General features: G+C 72.8%; 25 protein-coding genes. 12 read left to right on the forward strand and 13 right to left on the reverse strand.

The annotated features are described in order from the left end of the window. The first annotated feature begins 120 nt into the window (after positions 1 to 120). Positions 121 to 807, forward strand: a complete 687-nt coding sequence (locus EIM47_RS05430; RefSeq protein WP_125076341.1) for a hypothetical protein — start codon at positions 121 to 123, stop codon at positions 805 to 807. A gap of 25 nt (positions 808 to 832) precedes the next feature. Here EIM47_RS05430 and EIM47_RS05435 read toward each other — a convergent pair whose 3' ends face one another. The 3 genes from EIM47_RS05435 to EIM47_RS05445 all read right to left on the reverse strand — a co-directional run bounded on the left by EIM47_RS05435 (position 833) and on the right by EIM47_RS05445 (position 3,251). After that, positions 833 to 1,060: a hypothetical protein gene (locus EIM47_RS05435; RefSeq protein ID WP_028914386.1), complete on the reverse strand. Its 228-nt coding sequence runs from the start codon at positions 1,058 to 1,060 to the stop codon at positions 833 to 835. A 74-nt stretch (positions 1,061 to 1,134) separates the two neighbouring features. Then, complete coding sequence (locus tag EIM47_RS05440; RefSeq protein ID WP_125076342.1) at positions 1,135 to 2,442, reverse strand: MFS transporter; 1,308 nt, start codon at positions 2,440 to 2,442, stop codon at positions 1,135 to 1,137. After that, on the reverse strand, positions 2,439 to 3,251 hold the full coding sequence (locus EIM47_RS05445) for an exodeoxyribonuclease III (RefSeq protein WP_019398612.1): 813 nt from the start codon (positions 3,249 to 3,251) through the stop codon (positions 2,439 to 2,441). Before EIM47_RS05445 ends, EIM47_RS05440 begins: the two co-directional genes overlap by 4 nt. Before the next feature lie 114 nt (positions 3,252 to 3,365). Here EIM47_RS05445 and pyrE point away from each other — a divergent pair, with 114 nt between their 5' ends. Together pyrE and EIM47_RS05455 are read left to right on the forward strand one after the other, a co-directional pair. Then, the gene (gene pyrE / locus EIM47_RS05450) at positions 3,366 to 4,025 is read left to right on the forward strand and encodes an orotate phosphoribosyltransferase (RefSeq protein ID WP_019398613.1); all 660 of its coding nucleotides are present in this window, start codon (positions 3,366 to 3,368) and stop codon (positions 4,023 to 4,025) included. A 51-nt stretch (positions 4,026 to 4,076) separates the two neighbouring features. Next, positions 4,077 to 4,721 (forward strand): hypothetical protein, encoded by a 645-nt coding sequence (locus EIM47_RS05455; protein WP_037034215.1) that lies wholly within the window; start codon positions 4,077 to 4,079, stop codon positions 4,719 to 4,721. Between the two features lie 40 nt (positions 4,722 to 4,761). On the opposite strand, the gene EIM47_RS15890 is transcribed toward EIM47_RS05455, so the two are convergent. From EIM47_RS15890 to coaBC, 3 genes are read right to left on the reverse strand one after another with little or no spacing between them, the layout of a single operon-like run. Then, positions 4,762 to 7,101 carry a phosphomannomutase/phosphoglucomutase gene (locus EIM47_RS15890; RefSeq protein WP_125076343.1) on the reverse strand — a complete coding sequence of 780 codons (2,340 nt, stop codon included), beginning with the start codon at positions 7,099 to 7,101 and terminating at the stop codon, positions 4,762 to 4,764. Between the two features lie 14 nt (positions 7,102 to 7,115). Beyond that, positions 7,116 to 7,577 (reverse strand): dUTP diphosphatase, encoded by a 462-nt coding sequence (gene dut, locus EIM47_RS05465; protein WP_019398196.1) that lies wholly within the window; start codon positions 7,575 to 7,577, stop codon positions 7,116 to 7,118. After that, complete coding sequence (gene coaBC / locus EIM47_RS05470) at positions 7,574 to 8,812, reverse strand: bifunctional phosphopantothenoylcysteine decarboxylase/phosphopantothenate--cysteine ligase CoaBC (protein WP_125076344.1); 1,239 nt, start codon at positions 8,810 to 8,812, stop codon at positions 7,574 to 7,576. Before coaBC ends, dut begins: the two co-directional genes overlap by 4 nt. 95 nt (positions 8,813 to 8,907) lie before the next feature. Between coaBC and radC the strand changes: the two genes are divergently transcribed. From radC to EIM47_RS05490, 4 genes are all read left to right on the forward strand, one after another. Beyond that, positions 8,908 to 9,582 (forward strand): DNA repair protein RadC, encoded by a 675-nt coding sequence (gene radC / locus EIM47_RS05475; RefSeq protein ID WP_125076345.1) that lies wholly within the window; start codon positions 8,908 to 8,910, stop codon positions 9,580 to 9,582. 76 nt (positions 9,583 to 9,658) lie between these two features. Further along, complete coding sequence (gene argS, locus EIM47_RS05480; protein WP_028914380.1) at positions 9,659 to 11,347, forward strand: arginine--tRNA ligase; 1,689 nt, start codon at positions 9,659 to 9,661, stop codon at positions 11,345 to 11,347. A 28-nt stretch (positions 11,348 to 11,375) separates the two neighbouring features. Beyond that, on the forward strand, positions 11,376 to 12,149 hold the full coding sequence (locus tag EIM47_RS05485) for an SPOR domain-containing protein (RefSeq protein ID WP_028914379.1): 774 nt from the start codon (positions 11,376 to 11,378) through the stop codon (positions 12,147 to 12,149). Between the two features lie 224 nt (positions 12,150 to 12,373). Then, on the forward strand, positions 12,374 to 13,123 hold the full coding sequence (locus EIM47_RS05490) for an SDR family NAD(P)-dependent oxidoreductase (protein WP_028914378.1): 750 nt from the start codon (positions 12,374 to 12,376) through the stop codon (positions 13,121 to 13,123). A gap of 37 nt (positions 13,124 to 13,160) precedes the next feature. Here the strand turns inward: EIM47_RS05490 and speA are convergent, their stop codons facing one another. Continuing rightward, a complete protein-coding gene (gene speA, locus EIM47_RS05495; protein WP_019397622.1) occupies positions 13,161 to 15,050 on the reverse strand; it encodes an arginine decarboxylase in 1,890 nt (629 codons plus the stop codon). A gap of 153 nt (positions 15,051 to 15,203) precedes the next feature. Between speA and speE the strand changes: the two genes are divergently transcribed. Next, on the forward strand, positions 15,204 to 16,055 hold the full coding sequence (gene speE / locus EIM47_RS05500) for a polyamine aminopropyltransferase (RefSeq protein WP_019397621.1): 852 nt from the start codon (positions 15,204 to 15,206) through the stop codon (positions 16,053 to 16,055). Between the two features lie 232 nt (positions 16,056 to 16,287). Beyond that, entirely contained in the window at positions 16,288 to 16,956 is a 669-nt protein-coding gene (locus tag EIM47_RS05505) for an RIO1 family regulatory kinase/ATPase (protein WP_125076346.1), read from the forward strand. A 26-nt stretch (positions 16,957 to 16,982) separates the two neighbouring features. On the opposite strand, the gene EIM47_RS05510 is transcribed toward EIM47_RS05505, so the two are convergent. Then, positions 16,983 to 17,321, reverse strand: a complete 339-nt coding sequence (locus EIM47_RS05510; RefSeq protein WP_019397619.1) for a P-II family nitrogen regulator — start codon at positions 17,319 to 17,321, stop codon at positions 16,983 to 16,985. Between the two features lie 191 nt (positions 17,322 to 17,512). Here EIM47_RS05510 and EIM47_RS05515 point away from each other — a divergent pair, with 191 nt between their 5' ends. After that, entirely contained in the window at positions 17,513 to 17,788 is a 276-nt protein-coding gene (locus EIM47_RS05515; protein ID WP_019397618.1) for an accessory factor UbiK family protein, read from the forward strand. A gap of 6 nt (positions 17,789 to 17,794) precedes the next feature. Next, positions 17,795 to 19,315 carry a YifB family Mg chelatase-like AAA ATPase gene (locus EIM47_RS05520; protein WP_028914376.1) on the forward strand — a complete coding sequence of 507 codons (1,521 nt, stop codon included), beginning with the start codon at positions 17,795 to 17,797 and terminating at the stop codon, positions 19,313 to 19,315. A gap of 216 nt (positions 19,316 to 19,531) precedes the next feature. Here the strand turns inward: EIM47_RS05520 and aceA are convergent, their stop codons facing one another. Both aceA and aceB read right to left on the reverse strand, forming a co-directional pair. Continuing rightward, entirely contained in the window at positions 19,532 to 20,824 is a 1,293-nt protein-coding gene (gene aceA / locus EIM47_RS05525; protein WP_125076347.1) for an isocitrate lyase, read from the reverse strand. Positions 20,825 to 20,959: 135 nt separating this feature from the next. Then, on the reverse strand, positions 20,960 to 22,645 hold the full coding sequence (gene aceB / locus EIM47_RS05530) for a malate synthase A (protein WP_233581624.1): 1,686 nt from the start codon (positions 22,643 to 22,645) through the stop codon (positions 20,960 to 20,962). A gap of 114 nt (positions 22,646 to 22,759) precedes the next feature. Between aceB and EIM47_RS05535 the strand changes: the two genes are divergently transcribed. Beyond that, positions 22,760 to 23,722: a LysR family transcriptional regulator gene (locus tag EIM47_RS05535; protein WP_026010694.1), complete on the forward strand. Its 963-nt coding sequence runs from the start codon at positions 22,760 to 22,762 to the stop codon at positions 23,720 to 23,722. Positions 23,723 to 23,767: 45 nt separating this feature from the next. Here the strand turns inward: EIM47_RS05535 and EIM47_RS05540 are convergent, their stop codons facing one another. From EIM47_RS05540 to EIM47_RS05550, 3 genes are all read right to left on the reverse strand, one after another. Further along, positions 23,768 to 24,001: a hypothetical protein gene (locus tag EIM47_RS05540; RefSeq protein WP_125076348.1), complete on the reverse strand. Its 234-nt coding sequence runs from the start codon at positions 23,999 to 24,001 to the stop codon at positions 23,768 to 23,770. A 21-nt stretch (positions 24,002 to 24,022) separates the two neighbouring features. Continuing rightward, entirely contained in the window at positions 24,023 to 24,286 is a 264-nt protein-coding gene (locus tag EIM47_RS05545; protein ID WP_125076349.1) for a hypothetical protein, read from the reverse strand. Positions 24,287 to 24,401: 115 nt separating this feature from the next. Next, entirely contained in the window at positions 24,402 to 25,832 is a 1,431-nt protein-coding gene (locus EIM47_RS05550; protein ID WP_125076350.1) for a deoxyribodipyrimidine photo-lyase, read from the reverse strand. Positions 25,833 to 25,835 lie beyond the last annotated feature (3 nt).

Raw genomic sequence — 25,835 nt, forward strand, 5'->3', positions numbered from 1 at the left:
GGGCCGGGGGCGGCTGCCGAAATTAAAATTCCGCTACCCAACGCGCGCGTTCCCCCCCCCCCCCCCCCCCCCAGGCCCGCCCCCGACCGGGCCCCGCGCGCCTCCCCCGAGGGTTTGGACATGGAAAAACAACGGCACATCCTGCTGGCCCACCTGGGCCGTTCCGCGCTGCTGGCGCTGGTCATGGCCACCCCGGTGGCGCTGCTGTACGCCGACATCCAGCTGCTGGGCGACAACGTGGGCGAATGGTCGCTGGTCGAGCTGACCCAGCTCGGCTTCCTGGTCGCCACCGTGCTGGCGTTCGTGCGCCTGGCCCGCGCCCGCGCGGACGAGCGCGGCTTCGCCGTGCTGGCGGCCGGCTTCTTCGGCTGCATGCTGATCCGCGAGCTGGACGCGGTCTGGGACCTGCTGTTCCGCGGCCTGTGGTCGATCCTGGTCGCGGCCCTGGCCGCCGCCAGCCTCGGCTACGCCCTGCGCCAGCGCCAGGCCACCCTGGACGCCACCGCGCGCTTCCTGCGCTCGCGCCCGGCGGCGGTGATGACCATCGGCCTGGTGCTGCTGCTGATCTATTCGCGCCTGTTCGGCATGACCACGCTGTGGCACGGCCTGCTGGCGGAGAACTACGTGCGCGTGTTCAAGAACGCGGCCGAGGAATGCACCGAGCTGCTGGCCTACACCCTGATCATGGCCTCGGCCCTCACCTATGCCGCCCAGCGCATCCGCGAGCAGCGCCGCGCCGGCGCGCGCGGCCACGCCCGCGCCGGCGCGGCGCTGCTGCAGGCGCGGCGCGCCTCCGGACGCCACTGAGGCGGCGGATCGCCGGCCGGCGGGCTCAGAAGTCCCGCCCGGCCGGCAGCAGCTTGAGCGCGGCGATGGCCTCGGCCAGCGCCTCCACTTCCTGGTTCTCGAAGCCCGCGCGCACCTCTTCCTCGGCCGCGAACAGGCCCTGCTCCAGCAGCCGGATCACGGCTTCCCGCAGCGGCCAGCCGCGGGCCTGGGCGACGCGCTGGATGCGCTCGGCCAGGATCGGGTCGATGTCGCGCAACACCAGGTCGGGCATGGCCTTGGCGGCTCGGTGGGGGGCGGGGCAAAGACTGCCACGAAGCGCCGCCGCATACGAGTCGCCGGCCGCCGTCAGCGTGCCGGCTCGGCCCCGGCCTCGCGGATCCGCGGCCACAGCCAGGCCAGCAGGGCCAGGGTCGGGACCACGGTCAGCGCCGACAGCACGAAGAAGGTCGCGTACGAGGTGGCCTCGACCACGTAGCCGGACACGCCGCCGGCGAACTTGCCCGGCAGGTTGGCCAGCGACACCAGCAGCGCGAACTGGGTGGCGGTGAAGTTGCGGTCGGTCAGCGAGGACATGAACGCCACCAGCACCGTGCCGGCGAAGCCCTGGGCCACGTTGTCCACGGTGATCGCCGCGTAGAACGCCCAGATCTGCGACGGGTACTGGCTCATCAGCAGGAACGCCAGGTTCGACAGCGCCACGCCGAGGGCGGCGACGAACAGCATGCGGCGGAAGCCGAACGCGGCCACGCACAACCCGCCCAGGAACGCGCCGCCGATCCCGGCCCAGATGCCGTACAGCTTGGACACGGTGGCGATGTCGGCCTTGCTGTAGCCGCTGTCCAGGTAGAACGGGCCGGCCATCACCCCGATCACCTGGTCGGGGAACTTGAACAGGCCGACGAACAGCAGCAGGGCCAGGCCCAGGGCCAGGCCGTTGTTGGCGAAGAAGCTGGAGAACGGCTGCCAGAACGCGCCGAGGAAATCGATCCGGCGCACCACGGTGGCCTCCGGCACCGCCGGCTCGCGCGACAGCAGCGTCGCCAGCGCCGGCGCCAGCATCAGCGCCGCCATCGCCAGGTAGGCCACGGTCCAGCCGCCGAACTCGGCCAGGTAAAGCGCGCCGGCGCCGCCGAGGATCAGGCCGATGCGGTAGCCCAGGGTATAGGTGGCCGCCAGCGCGGCCTGGGCCTGCGCCGGGGCGACCTCGATGCGGTAGGCGTCGACCACCGAGTCCTGGGTGGCGCCGGCGAAGGAGGTGAACAGCACCCAGCCCACCAGCGGGCCCACGCCCAGCTCCGGACGGGTGAAGGCCAGCGCGGCCAGGCCCGCGGCCACGCCCAGCTGCGCCGCCAGCAGCCATGAGCGGCGCCGGCCCAGCAGCCCCAGCGGCGCGAACACGTAGCGGTCCAGCAGCGGCGCCCACAGGAACTTCAGCAGGTAGAAGAAGCTGGCCAGGCTGATCAGGCCGATGCTGGCCAGGTCCAGGCCGCCGTCGCGCAGGCGGGTGGACAGGGTCATCGAGGCCACCGGCAGGAACGGCAGGCCGCAGCCGAAGCCCAGCAGCGCCAGGGTCAGCGCCGACGGCGTGCCGAAGGCGCGGCGGATGCCGGCCCAGCCCTTGTAGCGCGGCGGCTCGCCCGCGGGCGCGTTCACGGCAGCGCGCCTTCGTAGTCGACGATGAACGGGGCGTGGTCGGAGAAGCGCTGCTCGCGGTAGATCGAGCAGCCGCGCAGGCGCGGTTTCAGCGACGGGGTGACGAACTGGTAGTCGATCCGCCACCCCACGTTGTTGGCGCGCGCCGCGCCACGGTTGCTCCACCAGGTGTAGTCCTCGCCCTGCGGATGCAGCGCGCGGTAGGCGTCGACCCAGCCGCCGGGCCGCGGCGGGGTGCCGTCGCTGCCCTCGTCCGGGCCGATCATGCCGTTGAGCCAGGCGCGCTCCGGCGGCAGGCAGCCCGAATTCTTCTGGTTGGAGGTCCAGTTCCGGATGTCCTTGCGGCAGCGGACGATGTTCCAGTCGCCGCACAGCACGTAGTCGCGGCCGCTGGCCAGCCACTCGTCGAGCACCGGCTTCAGCCACTCCATGACCTGGAACTTGTAGCCCTGGCGCAGCTCGCCGGAGGAGCCGGAGGGGATGTAGAACGAGACCACGCTGAGGTTGCCGAAGCGCGCCTCGATGTAGCGCCCCTCCTCGTCGAAGTCCGGCCGGCCCAGCACCGTGCGCACCTCGTCCGGCTCGCGCCGGGCGTAGATCGCCACGCCGCTGTAGCCCTTCTTGCTGGTGGCATCGCGGTAGAAGCAGTGGTGGCCGTCGGGGCGGAAGCAGGCGTCGGCCAGCTGGTGCTCCTGCGACTTGGTTTCCTGCAGGCAGACCACGTCCGCGTCCTGGCCGGCCAGCCAGTCGAAGAAGCCCTTGCTGGCGGCCGAGCGGATGCCGTTGGCGTTGAAGCTGATGATGCGCATGCGGGGACGGGTCGGAAAAACAGGCCGACAGCCTACCCAATCGCGCCCGCCGGCGCTGCCTCCGCGGCGCGCCGCGGCCGTATCCTATGCCGCCGTCCCACCGCCGCCATCCCCATGTCCGACCACCGCACCCGCTTCCTGCAGCTGGCCCTGGACGCCGACGCCCTGCGCTTCGGCGAGTTCACCCTCAAGTCCGGCCGTGTCTCGCCCTATTTCTTCAATGCCGGCCGCTTCGACAGCGGCGCGCGCCTGGCCGGCCTGGCCGCCTGCTACGCCGACGCGGTGGACGCGGCCAGGCTGCAGTTCGACGTGGTGTTCGGCCCGGCCTACAAGGGCATTCCGCTGGCCACCGCGCTGGCCTGCGAGTACGCCGGCCGCGGCCGCGACCTGCCGCTGGCGTTCAACCGCAAGGAAGCCAAGGACCACGGCGAGGGCGGCACCCTGGTCGGCGCGCCGCTGGCCGGGCGCCGGGTGCTGGTGGTGGACGACGTGATCACCGCCGGCACCGCGATCCGCGAGGCACTGGGGATCATCGCCGCCGCCGGCGGCACCGTGGCCGGGATCGTGGTCGCGCTGGACCGCCAGGAGATCGCCTCCGAGCAGGACCGCCGCTCCGCCGCGCAGGCGGTGGCGGCGGAGGCCGGGGTGCCGGTGGTGGCGGTGGCCGGGCTGGCCGACCTGCTTGCATTCGCCGCCGGAAACGACACACTGGCGGCGTACCACGCACCGTTGCTGGCCTACCGCGCCCGCTACGGCTGCGACCACACGGGCTGACTGACAGCGCAGGGGGCTGCCGTGACGCCGCAACACATCCGTCCGCTGGCGATGCTGGCGGCACTGGTCCTGCTGCCGGCGCCGGCGATGGCGCAGCAGAAGGCCGCCAACAAGAAGCTCTATTGCTGGGACCAGGACGGGCAGCGCGTGTGCGCCGACACCCTGCCGGCGGAAGCGGCCGGGATGGCGCGCGACGAGATCAGCGCCAGCAGCGGCATGCGCACCGGCCAGGTGCAGCGCGCGCTGACCCCGGAGGAACGCGCCGCGCTGGCCGAGGAGGAGCAGCGCCGGCAGCTGGATGCGATGGCCGAGGAGACCCGGCGCCGCACCGAGCAGGCGATGCTCATCACCTTCCAGGACGAGAACGAACTGCGCCGGGTGTTCAGCGAGCGCGTCACCCTGGTGGAGAACAGCATCGAGACCGCGCGCTACAACGTGGCCAGCCTGCGCGAGGGCCTGGTCACCCTGCTGCGCACCGCCGCCGAGCGCGAACTGGCCGGCAAGCCGGTGGCCGAGAAGCTGGCCGCCGACATCCGCCAGCGCCATGCGCAGCTGCTGTACCACCAGCTGCTGCAGCGCAATTTCGAGCGCCAGCGCGCGGCGCTGGACGGCGAGATCGAGGCCACCCTGGAGCGCTACCGGGCGCTGAAGTCCGGCACCACCGCCGCTGCACCGGCCACCGCCGCGGCGCAGTAAGGCCGCCGGCCGCGCCCGCGGCGCGGCGGCCCCGCTCCGCTCAGAACGGCAGGGTGCGCCCGGGCAGCAGCGGCTGCAGCTGCTCGCGGAACAGGGTGCGGATCCGCGCCAGCGCCGGCTCGTCGTCGGCCTCGAAGCGCAGCACCAGCACCGGGGTGGTGTTGGAGGCGCGCAGCAGGCCCCAGCCATCGTTCCAGTCCGCGCGCAGGCCGTCGATGGTGGTCAGGCGCGCGCCGGCGAACGCCGAATCCTCGGCCTGGGCCGCGGCGGTGAACCGCTCCACCAGCGCGTGCGGGTCCTCGCCGTCCTCCAGCGCGACCTTGATCTCCGGGGTGGACACGCTGTCCGGCAGCGCGTCCAGCACCTCCGAGGGCGACTCGAAGCGGCCGGCCAGGATCTCCAGCAGGCGCGCGGCCGCGTACAGGCCGTCGTCGAAGCCGTACCAGCGCTCCTTGAAGAAGAAGTGGCCGCTCATCTCGCCGGCCAGCTCGGCCTCGGTCTCGCGCATCTTGGCCTTGATCAGCGAGTGCCCGGTCTTCCACATCTGCGGGCTGCCGCCGTGGCGCAGGATGTAGTCCTGCAGGCGGCCGGTGCACTTGACGTCGTAGATCACCATCGCGCCCGGGTTGCGCTGCAGGACGTCGGCCGCGTACAGCATCAGCAGGCGGTCGGCGTAGACGATGCGGCCCTCGCGGGTGACCACGCCCAGGCGGTCGCCGTCGCCGTCGAAGGCCACGCCCAGGTCGGCGTCGAACTGGCGGACGGTCTGCACCAGGTCCTCGAGGTTGCGCGGCTCGCCCGGGTCCGGGTGGTGGTTGGGGAAGGTGCCGTCGACGTCGCAGTACAGCGGCACCACCTCGGCGCCGATCGCCTCCAGCAGGCGCGGCGCGATCTCGCCGGCCACGCCGTTGCCGGCGTCGGCCACCACCTTGAGGGGGCGCTCCAGCTGCACGTCGTCGGCGATCCGGCGGACGTAGTCCTCGGCCACGTCCTGGGTGGCGTAGCTGCCCGGGGCGTCGCTGCGCAGGCGGCCGTCGCGGATGCGTGCGTACAGGTCGACGATCGCCTCCCCGGACAGGGTCTGGCCGCCGACCACGATCTTGAAGCCGTTGTAGTCCGGCGGGTTGTGGCTGCCGGTCACCGCCACGCCGCTGCCGGCGCGCAGGTGGTAGGCGGCGAAGTACACCACCGGGGTCGGCACCATGCCGATGTCGATGACATTGCGGCCTGCCTTGCGCAGGCCCTCGACCAGGCCCTCGACCAGCTCCGGCCCGGACAGGCGGCCGTCGCGCCCGACCACGATGTCGGTGAGGCCTTCCTCGGCCATCACCGTGCCGATCGCCTGGCCGATGCGCGCGGCCACCTTCGCGTCCAGCTGGCTGCCGACCACGCCGCGGATGTCGTAGGCGCGGAAGATCGCCGGGTCCACCGCGACGTCGTCTTCCGGCGCCGGCGCCGGTGCGGCCGGGGCCGCGGCCGGGGTGGAAGCGGCCGGTGCCGGGCGCGGCTCCTGCTTCAGGGTCTGGCCCAGGGTCGGGGCCTCGTCCACCGGCGCCGGGGCGGCGCTGCGGCGCCGCCGCAGCTTGCCGCCGGCGGCCAGCAGCGCCACCAGCACGCCCAGCGCCAGCACCGTCGCCGCCGCCAGGCACGGCAGCGCGCCCAGCCCGAACGGGCCGGCGCCCGGATCCGGCGCCGCCGCGGCGGCGCGCAGGCCCTCCTGGCCGACCGGGCGCGACAGCACGTCGGCGCTGCCGCCGAGGCCGGCGTCGCCGCGCTCGAGCACGTTGTAGTTGCCCTGGCGCAGGGCCAGGTAGGCGCCGTCGGGCACCGCCGCGGCCTCGGTCGCGGCGGTCAGCACGCCCAGCGGCAGGCGCACGTAGGCGACCGCGGCGTCCTGGCCCAAGCGGACCGGCGCCGCCACGCCCAGGGCGATGCGGTCGGCGTCACGCACCACCGTGGCGACCGCCTCGTCCTGCGCCAGCGCGCGCTGCAGCAGGGCCAGGCGGGCGTAGCCGAAGGTCGCCGCGTCGGCATGCGCCGCGGCCAGGTCGGCGCGCAGCACCTGCGCCTGCTCGGCCTTGTCCCAGCCGTCCACCAGGGCGGCGGCGGCCGCTTCGGCATCGCCGGCCTCCAGGGCGGCGGCGACCGCGGCGCTTTCCAGGCGGCCGGCCAGGGCGCGGGTCTGCGCCCGCACCGCCGCGGCGGTGGCCTCGACCACCTGGTCGCGCGCCGCCTCCAGCTGCGCCAGGCGCTGGTCGGCCTGCCATTGCCGCACCCCGCTCCAGGCGAACCAGCCGGCCAGCAGCGCCAGCAATGCCGCCAGCAGCAGCGCCCCCCGCCGGACCTGCGACAGCCCCGGACCCACGTCCTTCTGCTTCATCCCCGCCCCCTGTTTCACCGTACGCCCGTGTGGCCGAAACCGCCCTCTCCCCGGGCGCTGGCCGCGAACGTGTCCACTACCTTCAGTTCCGCTCGCACGATTGGCGCCAACACCAGCTGGGCGATGCGGTCGCCCGGCTCGATGGTGAAGGCTTCCCGGCCCCGGTTCCAGGTGCTGATCAGCAGCGGCCCCTGGTAGTCGGCGTCGATCAGGCCGGTGCCGTTGCCCAGCACGATGCCGTGGCGGTGGCCCAGGCCCGAGCGCGGCAGCACCAGCGCGCACAGGTTCGGGTCGCCGATGTGGATCGCCAGGCCGCTGGGGACCAGCGCGGCGTCGCCGGGCTGCAGCACCAGCGGAGCCTCGATCGCCGCGCGCAGGTCCATGCCAGCGCTGGACTCGGTGGCGTAGGCCGGCAGCGGCCAGCTGTCGCCGAAGCGCGGGTCCAGCAGCTTCACCTCCAGCACCCGGGAGCTCATGCCTGCAGCCTCTCGGCCACCAGCGCCACCAGGGCGTCGGCCAGCTGCACCTTGGGCGCGGAGGCGAAGTCGCGCTCGCCGCCCGGCCAGAACGCGGTCATCGCGTTGGTGTCGCTCTCGAACCCGGCGCCGGGCACGCCCACGCGGTTGGCGATGATCAGGTCCAGGCGCTTGGACGTCAGTTTCTGCCGCGCATAGTCGGCCACGTTGTCGGTTTCGGCAGCGAAACCCACCACCAGCTTGAGCCCGGCGTCCTCGCGCGCGGCCACCTCGGCCAGGATGTCCGGGGTGCGCACCAGGTCCAGGGCCAGCACCTGGCCGGTGCCGGTCTTCTTGATCTTGCTCGGCGAGAACGCGCGCGGGGTGTAGTCGGCCACCGCGGCGGCGCCGATGTAGATGTCCGCCGGCAACGCGGCGAACACCGCCTGGCGCATCTGCTCGGCCGAGCGCACGTCCACCCGCTGCACCCCCGGCGGGGTCGGCAGCTGCACCGGACCGGCGACCAGCACCACCTCCGCGCCGGCGCGGGCGGCGCTGGCGGCCACGGCGAAGCCCATCTTGCCGCTGCTGCGGTTGCCCAGGTAGCGCACCGGATCCAGGTCCTCGTAGGTCGGGCCGGCGGTGACCACCACCTTCAGGCCCTGCAGCAGGCCCGGCGTGGCGGCCGCGGCCGGGGCGGCGCCGCCGGCCAGGGCGGCGACGATCGCCTCCGGCTCGGCCAGGCGACCGGGGCCGGATTCGCCCTCGGCCAGCGGGCCGTCGTCCGGGCCGATCACCTGCACCCCGCGCGAGCGCAGCAGCTCGACGTTGGCCACGGTGGCCGGGTGCTTCCACATGCGGTGGTTCATCGCCGGGGCCACCGCCAGCGGGGCCTCGGTGGCCAGGCACAGGGTGGTGACCAGGTCGTCGGCCAGGCCGTGGGCCAGGCGCGCCAGCAGGTCGGCGGTGGCCGGGGCCACGACCACACGGTCGGCCCAGCGTGCCAGCTCCAGGTGGCCCATGGCCTGTTCGGCGGCGGTATCCCACAGGGTGGTGCGCGCCGGATGCCCGGACAGGGCCTGGAAGCTCAGCGGGGTGACGAACTGCTGGGCGCCGGCGGTCATCGCCACCTGCACCTGGGCGCCGGCGTCGCGCAGGCGGCGCACCAGTTCCAGCGCCTTGTAGGCGGCGATCCCGCCACCGACGCACAACAGGATCCGCTGTCCCGCCAGGGCGGCGGTGGCCGTTGCAATCACTTGGAAATTCCTACCCGGGAAAGGGCTACAAGCTTACTCCAGGCGGCGCTTCCGCCTGATTCCCGCGAGCCTGCGCGGACGGCACCCTTGGGCATATGCGGATCCGCGACTGGCCAGCCGGTGAACGTCCACGGGAGAAGCTGCTGGCGCACGGCGCGGCGGCGCTCTCCGACGCCGAACTGCTGGCCCTGTTCCTCGGCTCCGGCCTGCGCGGCCGCGACGCGGTGCAGACCGCGCGCGAGCTGCTGGCCGCGCACGGCCCGTTGCGCGCCCTGCTGGACCGGCCGCCGCGGGCGCTGGCGCGCCTGCCAGGGGTGGGTCCGGCCCGCGCCTGCGCCCTGGCCGCGGCCCTGGAACTGGGCAACCGCCACCTGGCCGCCGCCCTGGAGCGCGGCGAGGCCCTGACCGACCCGGCCAGCGCCGGCCGCTACTTCGCCCGCCGCCTGCGGCCGCGCCCGCACGAGGTCTTCGCCGCCCTGTTCCTGGACAACCGCCACCGGGCGCTGGCGTTCGAGGAGCTGTTCACCGGCACCATCGACGGCGCCGAGGTGCACCCGCGCGAGGTTGTGCGCCGGGCCCTGGCGCACAACGCCGCGGCGGTGATCGTCGGCCACAACCATCCCTCCGGCTGCCCCGATCCCTCGGCCGCCGACCGCGCCATCACCGCCCGGCTCCGCCAGGCCCTGTCCCTGGTGGAGGTGCGGCTGCTGGACCACTTCGTGGTCGGCGACGGCGAGCCGGTGTCGATGGCCGCGCGCGGCCTGCTCTAGGCCCCGCCGGCGCGGGCATCGGCCCGGGCCCGCGGACCGGGTAAAATAGGCGGCCAAACCGCAGAACCGGTCCCCCGTGAAGATCCTCCTGAAGGCCCTGGTCAGCCAGGGTATCGAAGCCCTGCGCGTCGCCGGCAAGCTGCCCGCCGACGCCCCCACGCCCGACTTCGTGATCGAGCGCCCCAAGACCCGCGAGCATGGCGACTTCGCCACCAACGCGGCGATGCTGCTGGCCAAGGCCGCGCGCACCAACCCGCGCGCGCTGGCCCAGGCGCTGGTCGAGGCCTTCCCTGCCAGCGACGACATCGCCCGGGTGGAGATCGCCGGGCCGGGCTTCATCAACTTCCACCTGGCCCCGGGCGCGTGGCAGCGCGAGGTCGCCGGCGTGCTGCGCCACGGCGCCGAGTACGGCCGCAACACCTCCGGCCAGGGCCGCACCGCCGGCGTGGAATACGTCTCGGCCAACCCGACCGGCCCGCTGCACGTGGGCCACGGCCGCGCCGCGGCGATCGGCGACTGCATCGCCCGCGTGCTCGACGCCAACGGCTGGAAGGTCAAGCGCGAGTTCTACTACAACGACGCCGGCGTGCAGATCGAGAACCTGGCGCGCTCGGTGCAGGCGCGCCTGCGCGGGCTCAAGCCGGGCGACGCGCAGTGGCCGGCGGAGGCCTACAACGGCGACTACATCCAGGACGTGGCCGACGCCTACCGCCGCGGCGAAACCGTGCAGATCGAGGGCCACGCGGTCACCGGCAGCGGCGACGCCGAGGACATCGAGGCCATCCGCCGCTTCGCCGTGGCCTACCTGCGCAACGAGCAGAACCAGGACCTGGCCGCGTTCGGGGTGGAGTTCGACATCTACTTCCTGGAAAGCTCGCTGTACCGCGACGGCAAGGTCGAGGAGACCGTGCGCGAGCTCACCGCCAAGGGCCACACCTACGAGGAAGGCGGCGCCCTGTGGCTGCGCACCACCACCTTCGGCGACGACAAGGACCGGGTGATGCGCAAGTCCGACGGCACCTACACCTACTTCGTGCCGGACGTGGCCTACCACCTGAGCAAGTGGCAGCGCGGCTACGAGCGCGCGATCACCGAGCTGGGCGCCGACCACCACGGTTCGCTGGCGCGCGTGCGCGCCGGCCTGCAGGCGCTGGACGTGGGCATCCCGCAGGGCTGGCCGGAGTACGTGCTGCACCAGATGGTCACGGTGATGCGCGGCGGCGAGGAAGTGAAGCTGTCCAAGCGCGCCGGCTCCTACCTGACCCTGCGCGACCTGATCGACGAGGTCGGCCGCGACGCCACCCGCTGGTTCCTGGTCGCGCGCAAGCCCGACTCGCAGCTGGTGTTCGACATCGACCTGGCGCGCCAGCAGAGCAACGACAACCCGGTGTTCTACGTGCAGTACGCCCACGCCCGCGTGGCCGCGCTGTTCCGCCAGGCCGGGGAGAAGGGCTACGCCTTCGACCAGGACAACGGCCTGGCCAACCTCGCCCGCCTGGACGACGACGGCTCGCTGACGCTGGTCGTGGAACTGTCGCGCTACCCGGAGGTGGTGGAGGCGGCCGGCCAGTCGCTTGAACCGCACCTGGTGGCGCAGTACCTGCGCGACCTGGCCTATGCTTTCCACACCTGGTATGCGAACACGCCGGTGCTGGTGGACGAGGCCCCGCTGCGCGACGCGCGCCTGGCGCTGGCCCGCGCCGTGCAGCAGGTACTGGCCAACGGCCTGGGCCTGCTCGGCGTGGGCGCGCCGGAGCGCATGTAAGGCACCAGGCTACGGAGACCGGAAGACGATGGCGGCAAGACGCGGCAAGAGCCAGGCACGACGCAACGGCAGCAGTGGCCGGCCGGCGTGGGTGTGGCTGGTGGCCGGCCTGGCGCTCGGCGCCCTGGTGGTGCTGGGCGCGCCAGTCCTGCTGAAGCAGGACGGCGACGGCTTCGTCCGCTTCGGCCCGCGCGCCGATCCCGACGCGCAGCCGCCGCCGGTGGCCGACCCGGAGGCCATCGCCGAGACCGCGCCGGCCGAGCCGGCGCGCCCCGCCGCGCCGCCACCGCCGCAGTACGACTTCTACACCGTGCTGCCGGGCAACGAGGTGCGCATGTCCGACGCCGAGCTGGCCGCCAGCGCGCGCGAGGAACAGGCCCGCCGCGAACGCGAGGAGGCGCGCCGCGCCCGCGATGCGCTGGAAGGCCGCGCCCCGGACCCGGTGCCGTTGCGCGAGCCGGACCCGGCCATGGCCGGCGCCTCCACCGCCATGCCGGCCGCCGGCAGCGATGCCGGTGCGCCCACGCCCGCCCCGCCGGCGCCGGCCCAGGCCGCTACCGGCACGGGCGAGGCACGCTACATCCTGCAGGCCGGCGCCTTCGGCGCGCCCGGCGATGCGGAGGAAGTGAAGGCCAAGATCGCCATGCTCGGGCTCAGCGCCCGGGTGGAATCCGGCGAGGCCGGCGGGCGCACCGTGTACCGCGTGCGCATGGGGCCGTATGGCAGCGCCAGCGAGCTGGCCGCGGCCAAGCAGGCGCTGGCCGAAGGCGGCCTGCCGGCGGTGGCGATCAGGGCGCAGTGATTCCGCCCCGGGCGGAATCACCCCAAGGTTTGCCCGGCACAATCCCGGGCCCCGTGCCCGCTGCATCCATACCCCCTGCGCCCGCCGGCGCGCACCCCCTGGCCCAGGGGGTGCTGCCCATGCCCACAGCGCCCAGGGAGGCCGAAGCCCGGCCTCGCATGCGGTGGGCCACCGTCGCGTGATGGTGCGAGAATCGGCGGGTTTCTCCCGCGAGGAAATCCACGATGTCCAAGACCGTGTTCATCACCGGCGCCACCTCCGGCTTCGGCCTGGCGGCGGCGCGCCGTTTCGTCTCCGCCGGCTGGAAGGTCGTGGCCACCGGCCGCCGCGCAGACCGCCTGCAGTCCCTGGTCGCCGAGCTCGGCGCGGACAACGTGCACCCGGCGGTCTTCGACGTGCGCGACGCGGCCGCCATGGATGCCGCCCTGGCCGCGCTGCCGGAGGCCTTCGCCGGGATCGACGTGCTGGTCAACAACGCCGGGCTGGCGCTGGGCACCGCGCCGGCGACCCACGCCTCGCTGGACGACTGGAAGGTGATGATCGACACCAACATCACCGCCCTGGTCACGCTCACCCACCGCCTGCTGCCGAAGCTGGTCGAGCGCCGCGGCGCGGTCATCAACATCAGCTCGGTCGCCGGCGTGTACCCGTACCCGGGCGGCAACGTCTACGGCGGCACCAAGGCCTTCGTCAGCCAGTTCTCGCTGAACCTGCGCAGCGACCTGCACGGCACCGGCGTGCGCGTGACCACGATCGAGCCGGGCATGGCCGAGACCGAGTTCACCCTGGTCCGCACCCACGGCAACCAGGCCGCCTCCGACGCGCTGTACAAGGACGCGCACCCGATGAGCGCCGAGGACATCGCCGAGCAGATCTACTACGTGGCGACCCTCCCGCCGCACCTCAACATCAACCGGCTGGAGATCATGCCGGTGACGCAGAGCTTCGCCGGCTTCCAGGTGCACCGCGGCTGACGGCCGGCGGCGGCCGCGCCGCCGCGCGCCGGCACCGTCACTCGAACGGCGAGTCGGTCAGGTAGGTGTAGCCGGTCAGCCCCGCCTCCAGCGCCGCGGCCATGGCCAGCGCCTCTTCCTGCGGCAGCCCGGCGTCGTGCACCCGCTGCGCGTAAGCCGCGCGCAGGTCGTCCAGGCGGTAGCCCACGTAGTCCAGCATCACGTCGGTGGTGTCGCCGCGGCGCTGTTGCGCCAGCTCGTAGCCGCCGCCCTCGGCCAGTCGCACCTCGACCGCGTCGGTATCGCCGAACAGGTTGTGGATGTCGCCGAGGATCTCCTGGTAGGCACCGACCAGGAAGAAGCCGAGGCGGTAGCGCTCGCCGCGGCGCACCGGGTGCAGCGGCAGCGAGGTGTCCAGGCCGCCGTTCTCGACGTAGGTCTTGACCGTGCCGTCGGAGTCACAGGTCATGTCGGCGACCACGCCGCGGCGGGTCGGCGCCTCGTCCAGGCGCTCGATCGGCACGATCGGGAATACCTGGTCGATCGCCCACACGTCCGGGATCGACTCGAACACGCTGAAGTTGACGAAGTACTTGTCGACCAGGCGGTCGTTGAGCTCGTCCAGCACCGGGCGGTGGCTGCGCTCGTTGCCGTCCAGGCGCGCGCGCACGCCGTTGAGCACGGCGTAGAACAGGTCGTCCACGCGCGCGCGCTGCGGCAGGTCGATCTGGCCCAGGGCGTAGGCAGCCAGGCCTTCGGCATGGAAGTGCTGGGCCTCGTGGAACAGCTCCAGCGGCGGGCGGCGGTCGAGGTCGGCATGCAGCTCGCGCAGGTGGCGGATCGCCGCCGGCTCGTCGTCGTGCGGGTCCGGCACGCGCCCTTCCGGCGCCTGCTCGACCTCGATGGTGTCGGCCACCAGCACCGCGTGGTGCGCGGTCATGGCGCGGCCGCACTCGGTGACGATCCGCGGCGGGGCCAGGCCCTGCGCCGCGCAGGCCTCGGCCAGCGGCTGCACGATGTTGGCCGCGTACTGGTGCAGGCCGTAGTTGATCGAGCACTCGCTGCGCGAGCGGGTGCCTTCGTAGTCGATGCCCAGGCCGCCGCCCACGTCCATGTAGCGGATGCCGGCGCCCAGCCGCGACAGCTCGCTGAAGTAGCGCACCGCCTCGCGCATGCCGTTGGCGATGTCGCGCACGTTGGAGATCTGCGAGCCCATGTGGAAGTGCAGCAGCTGCAGGCAATCGGTCATGCCGCTGTCGCGCAGGTTCTTCCACAGGTCCAGCAGCTGGCGCGGGGACAGGCCGAACTTGGCCTTGTCGCCGCCGCTGTTCTGCCACTTGCCGGCGCCCAGCGAGGCCAGGCGCATGCGCACGCCCAGGCCCGGCTGCACGCCCAGCGCGCGCGCCTCCTCCATCGCCAGCCGCAGCTCGGAGGGCTTCTCGATGACGATGAAGGTCTCCAGGCCCAGCTTGCGCCCGATCAGGGCCAGGCGGATGTACTCGCGGTCCTTGTAGCCGTTGCACACCACCAGCCCGCCGGGCCGCGACAGCGCCAGCACCGCCATCAGCTCCGGCTTGCTGCCGGCCTCCAGGCCGAAGCCCTCGCCGTGGTGCGAGGCCAGGGTGCCGGCCACGCCGCGGTGCTGGTTGACCTTGATCGGGTACACCGCGGTGTAGCCGCCGGCGTAGCCGGCGTCGTCCATCGCCAGGGCGAAGGCCGACTGCAGCTGCGCCAGGCGGTCGCCGAGGATGTCCGGGAAGCGCAGCAGCAGCGGCAGCTGCATGCCGCGCGCGCGCGCCGCCTCCACCAGCTCCGGCAGCGGCAGCGCCGGGCCGCCCTCGCCGCGCGGCCGCACCTGGATCGCGCCGTCGGCCACGTCGAAATAGCCCCCGGACCAGTGCGGGATGGACCAGGTGGCGCGGGCGCGGTCGGCGGACCAGTCGCTCATCGGGCAGGACTCGGATGGTGAAAAGGACGCGCATTCTAGCGCCGACGTGCGCCGCGCTCCGTTACAATGCGCGCCCTTCGCCGCCGCCCCCCGGCGGCGCCCCGCCCTCCCGGCCGCCGCCGCGGCACCCCCTGCTCCCCACGAGGACTGCCCATGAGCACCCAGGACAACTGGTACATCGAGCGTTTCGAGCCGACCGGATCGGCCATCGGCTACCGGGTCGAGGCCAAGCTGGACGAGGTGCAGTCCCGCTTCCAGAAGATCGAGGTCTACCGCACGACCGACTGGGGCAACCTGATGCTGATCGACGGCGCGGTGATGCTCACCAGCCGCGACAACTTCCTCTACCACGAGATGATCACGCACCCGGCGCTGTTCACCCACGCCGCGCCGAAGCGCGTGGTGATCATCGGCGGCGGCGACTGCGGCACCCTGCGCGAGGTGCTCAAGCACCCGGGCGTGGAGAGCGCGACCCAGTGCGACATCGACGAGCAGGTCACGCGCATGGCCGAGAAGCACTTCCCGGAGCTGTGCGAATCCAACGCCGACCCGCGCGCCGAGCTGCTGTTCGACGACGGCGTGGCCTACATGGCCAACTGCCCGGCCGGCAGCGTGGACGTGGTGATCGTCGACTCCACCGACCCGGTCGGCCCGGCCGAGGGCCTGTTCAACAAGGACTTCTACGCCAGCTGCTTCCGCGCCCTGAAGGAGGACGGCATCCTGGTGCAGCAGTCCGAATCGCCGCTGGCGCAGCTGGAGCTGATCAAGGCGATGCGCGCGGAGATGGGCAAGGCCGGCTTCTCGACCTTCAAGACCCTGCCGTTCCCGCAGCCGTGCTACCCGACCGGCTGGTGGAGCGTGACCCTGGCGCGCAAGGGCCAGGGCTTCGGCTTCCGCGAGGCCGACGCCGAAGCCAAGGGCTTCGGCACCCGCTACTACACCGCGCACCTGCACCGCGGCGTGCTGGTGGCCCCGCCGTTCGTGGCCCAGGCCCTGGGCGAGTAAGCCGGACCCGGCCCGGCGGCCATGTCCCCGCCGGCGCCGCCACGCGCTGACCCGTTCAGCTGGCGGCAGGGAAACCTGAACTTTTTAAGGCTCCGTTCTGCGAACGGAACATAGCCTTTTCTTAACATTCATAGTTACCAGACGCGCCGGTTTTATATTTGCGCCTGGTGTTACCCCCCCACCCCGCGGCTCCCCCTTCCCCTTCCCGCGGGCACGAAGAAGAAGAAGAGCCATGAACACCTTTGCCGATGCCGCAGGCATCGCCGGGCGGCAGTTCGAGGCGCCCGTGCTGCTCAAGGAAGGCACCCGCCTGCTGGAGCCAGACGTCTACCGCACCCTGGTCAAGGGCCGCGTGGCCGTGGTCAAGGATTACAGCCGCTACCGCCGCACCCCGCTGGCGCCGCTGGCGCGGCTGCTGGTGCGGCGCGAGGCGCGCGCGCTGGGCCGCCTGCGCGACTGGGCGCACGCGCCGATGCTGCTGGGCATCGTCGGCGGCTTGGCGCTGGCGATGGAGTTCGTGCCGGGCGAACCGCTGGGCGCGCAGCGCCGGGTCAGCGAGGACACCTTCCGCCAGCTGCGCGGCGCGTTGGCGCACCTGCACGCCAACGGCATCACCCACAACGACCTGCACCCGGCCAACGTGATGGTCAGCGGCGACCGCGTGGTCCTGCTGGACTTCGCCTCGGCCCTGCGCCTGCCGCGCTGGATGCGCAACGCCCCGGTGGTGCGCGAGCTGCGCCGCAGCGACCTGGCCAACGCGCTGAAGATCGAGCAGCGCCTGACCGGCCGCGCGCCGGGCGAGTTCGTGTCGCAGGTGCTGGCCGATCCGCGCTGGGTCACCGCCGTGCGCGATGGCTGGAAGCGCTTCTACCGCGGTTTCAAGGCCACCTTCGGCGGCTGAGCCGCCGACCGGATCGCCGGCGCGCCTCAGAGCGCGTCGGCGTCCAGCTCGCCGGTGCGGATGCGCACCACCCGGCCCAGGTCGTACACGAACACCTTGCCGTCGCCGATCTTGCCGGTGGCCGCGGCCTTGACGATCGCCTCCACCACCGCGTCGACGCGGTCGTCGGTCACCGCCACCTCGACCTTCACCTTGGGCAGGAAGTCGACCACGTACTCGGCGCCGCGGTAGAGCTCGGTGTGGCCCTTCTGCCGGCCAAAGCCCTTGACCTCGGTGACGGTGATGCCCGCGATGCCCTGGCTGGCGAGTGCCTCGCGCACGTCGTCCAGCTTGAACGGCTTGATCACGGCCATGATCATCTTCATGCGTTGGTCTCCGGGTCGCCACATGGGATAACGGGGCGCACAGGATACCGCGCCGCGCTGCTTGCCCAGCAGCACCCGCCTCCTGTCCAATGCGCCAGGCTCGGAGTTTTCCCACGCCGCGCCGCGAACCCCGCCGACTGCCGTGCCCCCCGTCGCCGGCGCACACTGCCCATCCCGCCGGAGGAGCACCCATGATCGACCTGAACCACATCGACGACCTTGCCCGCCGCCTGAGCGAGCTGGTCCCGCCGGGCCTGCGCGAATCGCGCGAGGAGCTGCAGGCCAGCTTCCGCGCCGCGCTGCAGGCCGGGCTGTCGCGCCTGGACCTGGTGACCCGCGAGGAGTTCGACGTCCAGCGCGCGGTGCTGCTGCGCACCCGCGAGAAGCTGCACGAGCTGGAGCGGGCGGTGGAGCAGCTGGAAGCCCGGCTGGCCGCCGGCGACGGCGGAAGCGGCACCGCCCACTGATCCACCATGGGCCTGGCCCTGGTGCACAGCCGCGCCCGTGCGGGCGTGGCGGCTCCGGCCGTGCAGGTCGAGGTACACCTCTCCGGCGGCCTGCCCTCCACCCAGATCGTGGGCCTGCCGGCGGCGGCGGTGCGCGAATCCCGCGACCGGGTGCGTGCGGCCATCCTCTGCGCGCAGTTCGAGTACCCGCAGCGGCGCATCACCATCAACCTGGCCCCCGCCGACCTGCCCAAGGACGGCGGCCGCTTCGACCTGCCGATCGCGCTGGGCATCCTCGCCGCCAGCGGCCAGATCGACCGCGACGCGCTGGCTGGCTGCGAGTTCCTCGGCGAGCTGGGCCTGACCGGCGAGCTGCGCGCGGTGGACGGCGTGCTGCCGGCGGTGCTGGCCGCCGCGCGCGACGGCCGCCGCCTGGTGGTGCCGGCCGCCAGCGCGGCCGAAGCGGCGCTGGCACGCCAGGCCGAGGCCTATGTCGCGCGCACCCTGCTGGAAACCTGCGCCGGGCTGGGCGGCCAGGCGCGGCTGCCGCGCGCGACCGAGGCCGGCGCCGCGGCCACGCCCGTTGCGGCAGCTCCCGCCCTGCCCGACCTGGCCGCGGTGCGCGGCCAACTGCAGGCGCGGCGGGCGCTGGAGATCGCCGCCGCCGGCGGCCACCACCTGCTGATGAGCGGCCCGCCTGGCTGCGGCAAGACCCTGCTGGCCTCCTGCCTGCCCGGACTGCTGCCGGAAGCCAGCGAGGCCGAGGCCCTGGAAACCGCCGCGGTGCATTCGATCAGCGGCCATGGCCTGGACCCGGCGCGCTGGCGCCAGCGCCCGCTGCGCGCCCCGCACCACGGCGCCAGCGCGGTTGCCCTGGCCGGCGGCGGCAGTCCGCCGCGCCCGGGCGAGATCTCGCTGGCGCACAACGGCGTGCTGTTCCTGGACGAGCTGCCGGAATGGAGCCGCGCCGCGCTGGAGGTGCTGCGCGAGCCGCTGGAATCCGGCCGCATCACCGTCTCCCGCGCCGGCCGCAGCGCCGAGTTCCCCGCACGCTTCCAGCTGGTGGCGGCGATGAATCCCTGTCCCTGCGGCTATGCCGGCGACCCGTCGGCGCGCTGCCGCTGCACCCCGGACATGGTCGCGCGCTACTGGGGCCGGCTGTCCGGTCCGCTGCTGGACCGCATCGACCTGCACCTGGCCATGGCCCGGCTGCCGCCGGCGCAGCTGCGCGCCGATGCGCCGCCGGGCGAATCCAGCGCCGCGGTGCGGGCGCGGGTGGAAGCGGCGCGCGAACGCCAGCAGGCCCGCGGCACCGGGCCCAACGCGCGCCTGGATCCGGCCGGGCTGGCCGCGTGCTGCCGCCTCGGTGCAGGCGAGCAGGCCCTGCTCGAACAGGCCGCCGAGCGCCTGCAGCTGACCGCGCGCAGCCTGCACCGGGTGCTGCGGGTGGCGCGCACCATCGCCGACCTCGACGCCAGCGAGGGCATCGGCCGCGACCACCTGGCCGAGGCCCTCGGCTTCCGCGCACCGCTGCTGCTGCGCGACTGAGGCCCGATCCGCAGCATTCCTCCAGGCACGCAGTGGCGCTGCGCGGGAGCCGGGGCGTCCGCATCGACCTGCCTGGTGAATTCGTCTTCCGTGGGAAGGGGAACTTGCGCGGTACGCACGCATCGCGGGAACAAGAGAAACCCCCGGCTGCACGACCCACCAAACCCGTGCAGCCGGGGGCGGTGCCGGAGCGCCGCCACTCCGGCATCCTGGACGTCAGGCCGCGTTGCGGTCCTGGAACTGCTCTTCCTCGGTCGAACCCTTCAGGGCGGTGGTCGAGGACTGGCCCTGCTGGATCGCCTGGGTGACCGCGTCGAAGTAGCCGGTGCCGACCTCGCGCTGGTGCTTGACCGCGGTGAAGCCCTTGTCCGCGGCGGCGAACTCGGCTTCCTGCAGCTCGACGAAGGCGCTCATCTGGTTGCGGGCGTAGCCGTAGGCCAGGTTGAACATCGAGTAGTTCAGGGCGTGGAAGCCGGCCAGGGTGATGAACTGGAACTTGTAGCCGTAGCTGGCGATTTCCTTCTGGAACTTCGCGATCGTGGCGTCGTCCAGGTTCTTCTTCCAGTTGAAGCTCGGCGAGCAGTTGTAGGCCAGCAGCTTGCCCGGGAACCTGGCGTGGATGGCCTCGGCGAACTTGCGCGCGAACTCCAGGTCCGGCTTGCCGGTCTCGCACCAGATCAGGTCGGCGTACGGGGCGTAGGCCAGGCCGCGGGCGATGGCCTGGTCCAGGCCGTTGCGGGTGCGGAAGAAGCCCTCGACGGTGCGCTCGCCGGTGCAGAACGGCCTGTCGTTCTCGTCGATGTCCGAGGTCAGCAGGTCGGCGGCCTCGGCGTCGGTGCGCGCGATCAGGATGGTCGGCACGCCCATCACGTCGGCGGCCAGGCGCGCGGCGTTGAGCTTCTCCACCGCCTCGCGGGTCGGCACCAGCACCTTGCCGCCCATGTGCCCGCACTTCTTCACCGAGGCCAGCTGGTCCTCGAAGTGCACGCCGGCGGCGCCGGCCTCGATCATCGCCTTCATCAGCTCGAAGGCGTTGAGCACGCCGCCGAAGCCGGCCTCGGCGTCGGCCACAATCGGCTGCAGGAAGTCGATGCTGTCGTTGCCCTCGGCGTGGTGCAGCTGGTCGGCGCGCAGCAGGGTGTTGTTGATGCGCTTGACCACCGCCGGCACCGAGTCGGCCGGGTACAGCGACTGGTCGGGATACATCTGCCCGGCGAGGTTGGCGTCCGCCGCCACCTGCCAGCCGCTCAGGTAGATCGCCTTGAGCCCCGCCTTGACCTGCTGCATGGCCTGGTTGCCGGTCAGCGCGCCCAGCGCGTTGACGAAGTCCATCTCGTGCAGGTAGCGCCACAGCTTCTCGGAAGTGATGCGGGCGATGGAGTGCTCCACCGGGATGGTGCCGCGCAGGCGCACCACGTCCTCGGCGGTGTAGTTGCGGATGATGCCGGCCCAGCGCGGGTCGGTGTTCCATTCGTGCTGGATCTGCTCGGCGGTCTTCAACGTGCTCATGGTGCTTCTCCGTGGCGGTGGGCTTCTTGCGCTCGAGGGGTCCTGCCGTCGTTCCGGCGGGCCGGACGCGGTGGCCTCGATGGGTCCGTGGTGGAAGGTCCCGGGTCCCGGCCTGGGCCGGGACGCGGGCGTGGGTCAGTCGATGCGGGCGTAGGCCGGCAGGGTCAGGAACTCGACCAGCTGGCAGGCGCGGGTCAGCTCGTCGAGCAGGGCGGTGGCCTCGGCGATGCGGCGGCCACCCGGCAGGTTGGCGGTGTCCCCCAGGCGCCCGGGCAGCGCGGCCAGGGTGCGTTCGAACAGGGCGAAGTCGATGACGGTGCCGTCGGCCAGGTGCACCGGGCTGCCGTCGGCGTGGCGGCCGCGCGGGTCGGAGTGGTGCAGCCACTGCCACAGCTGGGCGCGGGCGATCTCGGCGGTGGCCGCGTCCTCCATCATCCCGTGGATCGGCACGCAGCCGTTGCCGTCCAGCCAGGCGGCCAGGTAGCGCACGCAGACCTCGATGTTGTTCTCGAAGCCCTCGCGGGTGATCGTGCCCTCGCACGGGCGGATCAGGTCGTCGCGGGTGACCTGCACGTCCTCGCGCAGCACGTGGTGCTGGTTGGGCGTGGGCATGTGCGCGTCGAACACCTCGCGCGCCACCGGGATCAGCGCCGGATGCGCCACCCAGGTTCCGTCGTGGCCGGCGGTGACCTCGCGCAGCTTGTCCGCGCGCACCCGCGCCAGGGCCTGCTCGTTGGCCACCGGGTCGGAGGCGTTGGGGATCTGCGCGGCCATGCCGCCCATGGCGTGCGCGCCGCGGCGGTGGCAGGTGCGGATCAGCAGCTCCGAATACGCCTTGAGGAACGGCTGGGTCATGGTCACCTGGCCGCGCTCGGGCAGGACCTTGTCCGGGTGGGCGCGGAACGTCTTCAGGTAGGAGAAGATGTAGTCCCAGCGCCCGCAGTTCAGGCCGACGATGCGGTCGCGCAACGCGTGCAGGATCTCGTCCATCTCGAACACCGCCGGCAGGGTCTCGATCAGGACGGTGGCCTTCATCTGCCCGTGCGGCAGGCCCAGGAAGGCCTCCACGTGCGACAGCGCGGCTTCCCACAGCGCCGCCTCCTCCATCGACTGCAGCTTGGGCAGGTAGAAGTACGGGCCGCGGTCGTTGGCCATCAGCGTGCGCGCGTTGTGGAAGGCGAACACGGCCATGTCGAACAGGCCGCCGGCGATCGGCTCGCCGTCCACGCGCACGTGCTTCTCGTCCAGGTGCCAGCCGCGCGGGCGCACGATCAGCACCGCGCGCTCCTCGTACGGGCGCAGGCGGTACTGCTTGCCGTTGCCGGCCTGGAAGCTCAGCGAGCCATCCACCGCCGCGGCCAGGGCGCGCTGGCCAGCCAGCAGGTTGCGCCAGGTCGGCGAGGTGGAGTCCTCGAAGTCGGCCATGTAGCAGTGGGCGCCGGAGTTCAGCGCGTTGATCACCATCTTCGGGTCCACCGGGCCGGTGATCTCCACGCGGCGGTCCTGCAGCGCGGCCGGGATCGGCGCGACCTTCCAGTCGCCCTCGCGGATGTGGCGGGTGTCGGCACGGAAGTCGGGCAGGCCGCCGGCGTCGAAGAACGCCTGGCGCTCGCGGCGGGCGGCCAGCAGGGCGCGGCGTTCCGGCTCGATCGTGCGGTGCAGCGACACCAGCAGCCCCAGCAGCGGCGCCGGCAGCAGCTGTTCCTGCCCGGCGACCCGCTCGGTCAGCGAAAGCCCGGCCGCGCCCTTGGGAACGGCGGCCGGCCCCGGGCGCCGGCCCGGATTCGAAGCGGGAATGGCGGATTCAGCGGTCGCGGACATGACGGTGCTCCTGCATCGGTCGGGCGTCCACGCTGCTTGCTTGGCCAGGTATTTGACAAAGCAGTTTTGTCAATGTAGTTCATTAGCCAGGCTTATAGCCACCGTGAGGCTGCCGTGAGTGCCGCTGCAAGTCCTCGTTTTTCCTACAAATCCGACCGTCTCAAGCCGCTGCGCGCGTTCTGCCAGACGGTGCGGCTGGGCTCGGTATCGAGGGCGGCGGAGGCGCTTTTCGTGTCCCAGCCGGCCATCACCCTGCAGCTGCAGGCGCTGGAGCGCGACCTGGGGATGCCGCTGCTGGAGCGTTCCGGGCGCCGCCTGGTGCCCACCCGCGAGGGCGAGCTGCTGTACGAGATGGCCCAGCCCCTGGTCGAGCAGCTGGACGGCCTGGAGAACGCCTTCCGCGAGCGGGTGCGCGGGTTGGATGCCGGCGAGCTGCGGATCGCGGCCAACAGCTCGACCATCCTCTACCTGCTGCCGAAGATCGTCGCCGCCTTCCGCCAGCAGCACCCGGACGTGCACCTGGTGCTGCACAACGTGGTCACCAGCGAGGGCACCGAGCTGCTGCGCGAGGACGCGGTGGACCTGGTGGTCGGCACTTTGCTCGACGTGCCGGCCGACCTCAGCTACGAGGCCGCGCACCGCTTCGAGCAGCGGCTGATCGCGCCGCCCGGGCACCCGCTGCTGCGCAAGCCGCGGCTGGAACTGGCCGACCTGGCCGAATACCCGCTGATCCTGCCGCCGCAGCGCCAGGTCACCTGGCGCCTGGTCGACCTGGTGCTGCAGCAGAACCGGGTGCCGTACACGGTGGCGCTTGAGGTCAGCGGCTGGGACGTGATCAAGCAGTACGTGGCCATGGGCCTGGGCGTGTCGATCATCCCCTCGGTATGCCTGGCCGAGGGCGACGAGGCCCGCCTGGGCTCGCGCTCGCTGGCGGCGTTCTTCCCGGCGCGCAGCTATGGGGTGGTGGTGCGCAAGGGCCGGGTGCTGTCGCCGCAGGCGCGTGCGTTCGTGGCCCTGATCCGCCCGGACCTGCTTGCGCCGCGCGAGTACGACCAGAGTGGACACTCCGAACGCTGAGCATCCGCCTGCAGGCCGGCAGCCTGGCCAGGAGGAGGGGATGGATCAGGCCGGGTGCGTATGCCGCCAGATGGCCACGGCCGCGGCCATGCACAGGAACCAGAACGCCAGGCCCACCACCGCGCACCACGCACTTTCCGGGTGGGTGCGCACGCCGAGGCCGCGCAGCAGCGCATAGCCCAGGCCCGTCACCAGGATTTCCAGCACCACGTCGACCAGGACGTAGCCGACGACGCGGACGGTCCAACCCAGCAGGCCCCCGATGGCTTCCTCCGGCATCGTCGCCCCTCCGGACTTGGCTCAGCGGACCTGGGCGGCTTCCACCTGCCGGTCGCGCATCGCCAGGTCCTTGCCGATGCCGTAGCCGGCAACGAACAGCAGGAAGGCCGCCGTGCAGGCCAGCCCGGCGCCGCCGAGGAGGCGGTTGTGCCGCGCCAGGACCAACCCATAGGTCGCCCATGCCCCGGCAAGCAGCAGCGCGGACCAGGCCAGGCCGGCGACCACGAACGCGCATGCGGCGAACGTCTCGGCGGCGGTGATGCGGATGCGGCGGATCGAGTGCATGGATGGCTTCCTGTCCGTTGCATGTGGGTTGTCGCGCCATGGCCGGTCCCGGCCATGTCCCCCCCCCCCCCCCCCGGCGCGATGCCGATCCTATCGCGCCGGCAAGCGCCGCACATCAGCCTTCCCGGCCGGCCCGCAACGCCGCCAACGCCTCCAGCGCCGCCGCCCTGCCCGCGGCCAGGTCCACCTGTGGCCGCCGCGGATAGCGCGGCGCGACCCTGCGCAGCAGCTCCGGGTGCTGCCACGGTGTGAACCGCGCCGGCAGCGGCAGCGGCGCCAGCTCCGGCACCCAGCGCGCGATGTATTCGCCCTGCGGATCGAACTTCTGCGCCTGGCTGACCGGGTTGAACACACGGAAGTACGGCGCTGCGTCGGCGCCGGTGCCGGCCACCCACTGCCAGCCCTGGGTGTTGTTGGCCAGGTCGGCGTCGACCAGGGTGTCCCAGAACCAGCGCGCGCCGTGCCGCCAGTGGATGCGCAGGTGCTTGGCCAGCCAGCTGGCCACGACCATGCGCACCCGGTTGTGCATCCAGCCGGTGTGCCACAGCTGGCGCATGCCGGCATCGACGATGGGCACGCCGGTGCGGCCGCGCTCCCAGGCATCGAGGGTGGCGCGCAACGGCCGCGCCCAGCGGAACCCGGCCATGCGCGGGTCGAGGTCCTGGTCGACCACGTGCGGGTAGTGGTGCATGACGTGGTGGGCGAACTCGCGCCAGCCCAGCTCGGCCAGGAAGCGTTCGCGGTCGGCCTCGGCCACCTCCGCCGCCTGCACCGCCGCGGCCACGCGCTGGACCGAGATCTCGCCGAAGTGCAGGTGCGCCGACAGGCGCGAAGTGCCGTCGGCCGCGACCTGGTCGCGGGCCTGCGCGTAACCGGCCAGGCCCGCGGCCAGGAACCGCTGCAGCCGCGCCTGCGCCCCGGCCTCGCCGGGGGTGGCCTGCTCCCAGAAACCGGCGTCCCAGTCCGGGCGGGTCTCGGGGATGATCGCGTCCAGGTGCCGGCCTTCCGGCGCGCCGGCCAGGTCCGGCGAGGGCAAGCGCTCCGGCGCCTGCCACAACGGGCGCAGGCGCCAGTGCGCACGCGCCGCTTTCCAGAACGGGGTGAACACCCGGTACGGGTCGCCCTGCCTGGTCTCGATCTCCCACGGTTCGAACAGCAGCGAGCCGTTGAAGCTTTCCGCATGCAGCCCGGCCTGGCGCAGCTGCCGCTTGATCCGGGTGTCGCGGGCCTCGATCCGCGGCTCGTAGCGGCGGCACCACAGCACCGCCTCGGCCCCGGTCAGCGCCGCCAGCGCCTGCAGCGTGCCCAGGCTGGGCCCGTGCAGCATCAGCAGGCGCGAGCCGCGGCGCCGCAGTTCGGCTGCCAGCGCCGCCAGCGAGCGCCGGCGCCAGGCGTTGGAAGCGGCGCCCGGCGCCCAGTCGCCCTCCTCGTCCGGGGCGTGGATGTACACCGGCACCGGCACCAGGCCGCGCTCCAGCGCGGCGCGCAGGGCGGGGTGGTCGTCCAGCCTGAGATCGTCACGGAACCAGACCAGCGCCACGCCCATGGG

This window comes from Pseudoxanthomonas sp. SGT-18 (genome assembly GCF_003931645.1).
In the GTDB taxonomy this organism is placed as follows: domain Bacteria; phylum Pseudomonadota; class Gammaproteobacteria; order Xanthomonadales; family Xanthomonadaceae; genus Pseudoxanthomonas.

Bases quoted from the DNA above. Each gene is read 5' to 3' on its own strand.
- EIM47_RS05430 (WP_125076341.1), top strand. From the start codon at position 121: ATGGAAAAACAACGGCACATCCTGCTGGCCCACCTGGGCCGTTCCGCG.
- EIM47_RS05435 (WP_028914386.1), bottom strand. From the start codon at position 1,060: ATGCCCGACCTGGTGTTGCGCGACATCGACCCGATCCTGGCCGAGCGC.
- EIM47_RS05445 (WP_019398612.1), bottom strand. From the start codon at position 3,251: ATGCGCATCATCAGCTTCAACGCCAACGGCATCCGCTCGGCCGCCAGC.
- pyrE (WP_019398613.1), top strand. From the start codon at position 3,366: ATGTCCGACCACCGCACCCGCTTCCTGCAGCTGGCCCTGGACGCCGAC.
- EIM47_RS05455 (WP_037034215.1), top strand. From the start codon at position 4,077: ATGCTGGCGGCACTGGTCCTGCTGCCGGCGCCGGCGATGGCGCAGCAG.
- EIM47_RS15890 (WP_125076343.1), bottom strand. From the start codon at position 7,101: ATGAAGCAGAAGGACGTGGGTCCGGGGCTGTCGCAGGTCCGGCGGGGG.
- dut (WP_019398196.1), bottom strand. From the start codon at position 7,577: ATGAGCTCCCGGGTGCTGGAGGTGAAGCTGCTGGACCCGCGCTTCGGC.
- radC (WP_125076345.1), top strand. From the start codon at position 8,908: ATGCGGATCCGCGACTGGCCAGCCGGTGAACGTCCACGGGAGAAGCTG.
- EIM47_RS05485 (WP_028914379.1), top strand. From the start codon at position 11,376: ATGGCGGCAAGACGCGGCAAGAGCCAGGCACGACGCAACGGCAGCAGT.
- EIM47_RS05490 (WP_028914378.1), top strand. From the start codon at position 12,374: ATGTCCAAGACCGTGTTCATCACCGGCGCCACCTCCGGCTTCGGCCTG.
- speA (WP_019397622.1), bottom strand. From the start codon at position 15,050: ATGAGCGACTGGTCCGCCGACCGCGCCCGCGCCACCTGGTCCATCCCG.
- speE (WP_019397621.1), top strand. From the start codon at position 15,204: ATGAGCACCCAGGACAACTGGTACATCGAGCGTTTCGAGCCGACCGGA.
- EIM47_RS05505 (WP_125076346.1), top strand. From the start codon at position 16,288: ATGAACACCTTTGCCGATGCCGCAGGCATCGCCGGGCGGCAGTTCGAG.
- EIM47_RS05510 (WP_019397619.1), bottom strand. From the start codon at position 17,321: ATGAAGATGATCATGGCCGTGATCAAGCCGTTCAAGCTGGACGACGTG.
- EIM47_RS05515 (WP_019397618.1), top strand. From the start codon at position 17,513: ATGATCGACCTGAACCACATCGACGACCTTGCCCGCCGCCTGAGCGAG.
- EIM47_RS05520 (WP_028914376.1), top strand. From the start codon at position 17,795: ATGGGCCTGGCCCTGGTGCACAGCCGCGCCCGTGCGGGCGTGGCGGCT.
- aceA (WP_125076347.1), bottom strand. From the start codon at position 20,824: ATGAGCACGTTGAAGACCGCCGAGCAGATCCAGCACGAATGGAACACC.
- aceB (WP_233581624.1), bottom strand. From the start codon at position 22,645: ATGTCCGCGACCGCTGAATCCGCCATTCCCGCTTCGAATCCGGGCCGG.
- EIM47_RS05540 (WP_125076348.1), bottom strand. From the start codon at position 24,001: ATGCCGGAGGAAGCCATCGGGGGCCTGCTGGGTTGGACCGTCCGCGTC.
- EIM47_RS05545 (WP_125076349.1), bottom strand. From the start codon at position 24,286: ATGCACTCGATCCGCCGCATCCGCATCACCGCCGCCGAGACGTTCGCC.
- EIM47_RS05550 (WP_125076350.1), bottom strand. From the start codon at position 25,832: ATGGGCGTGGCGCTGGTCTGGTTCCGTGACGATCTCAGGCTGGACGAC.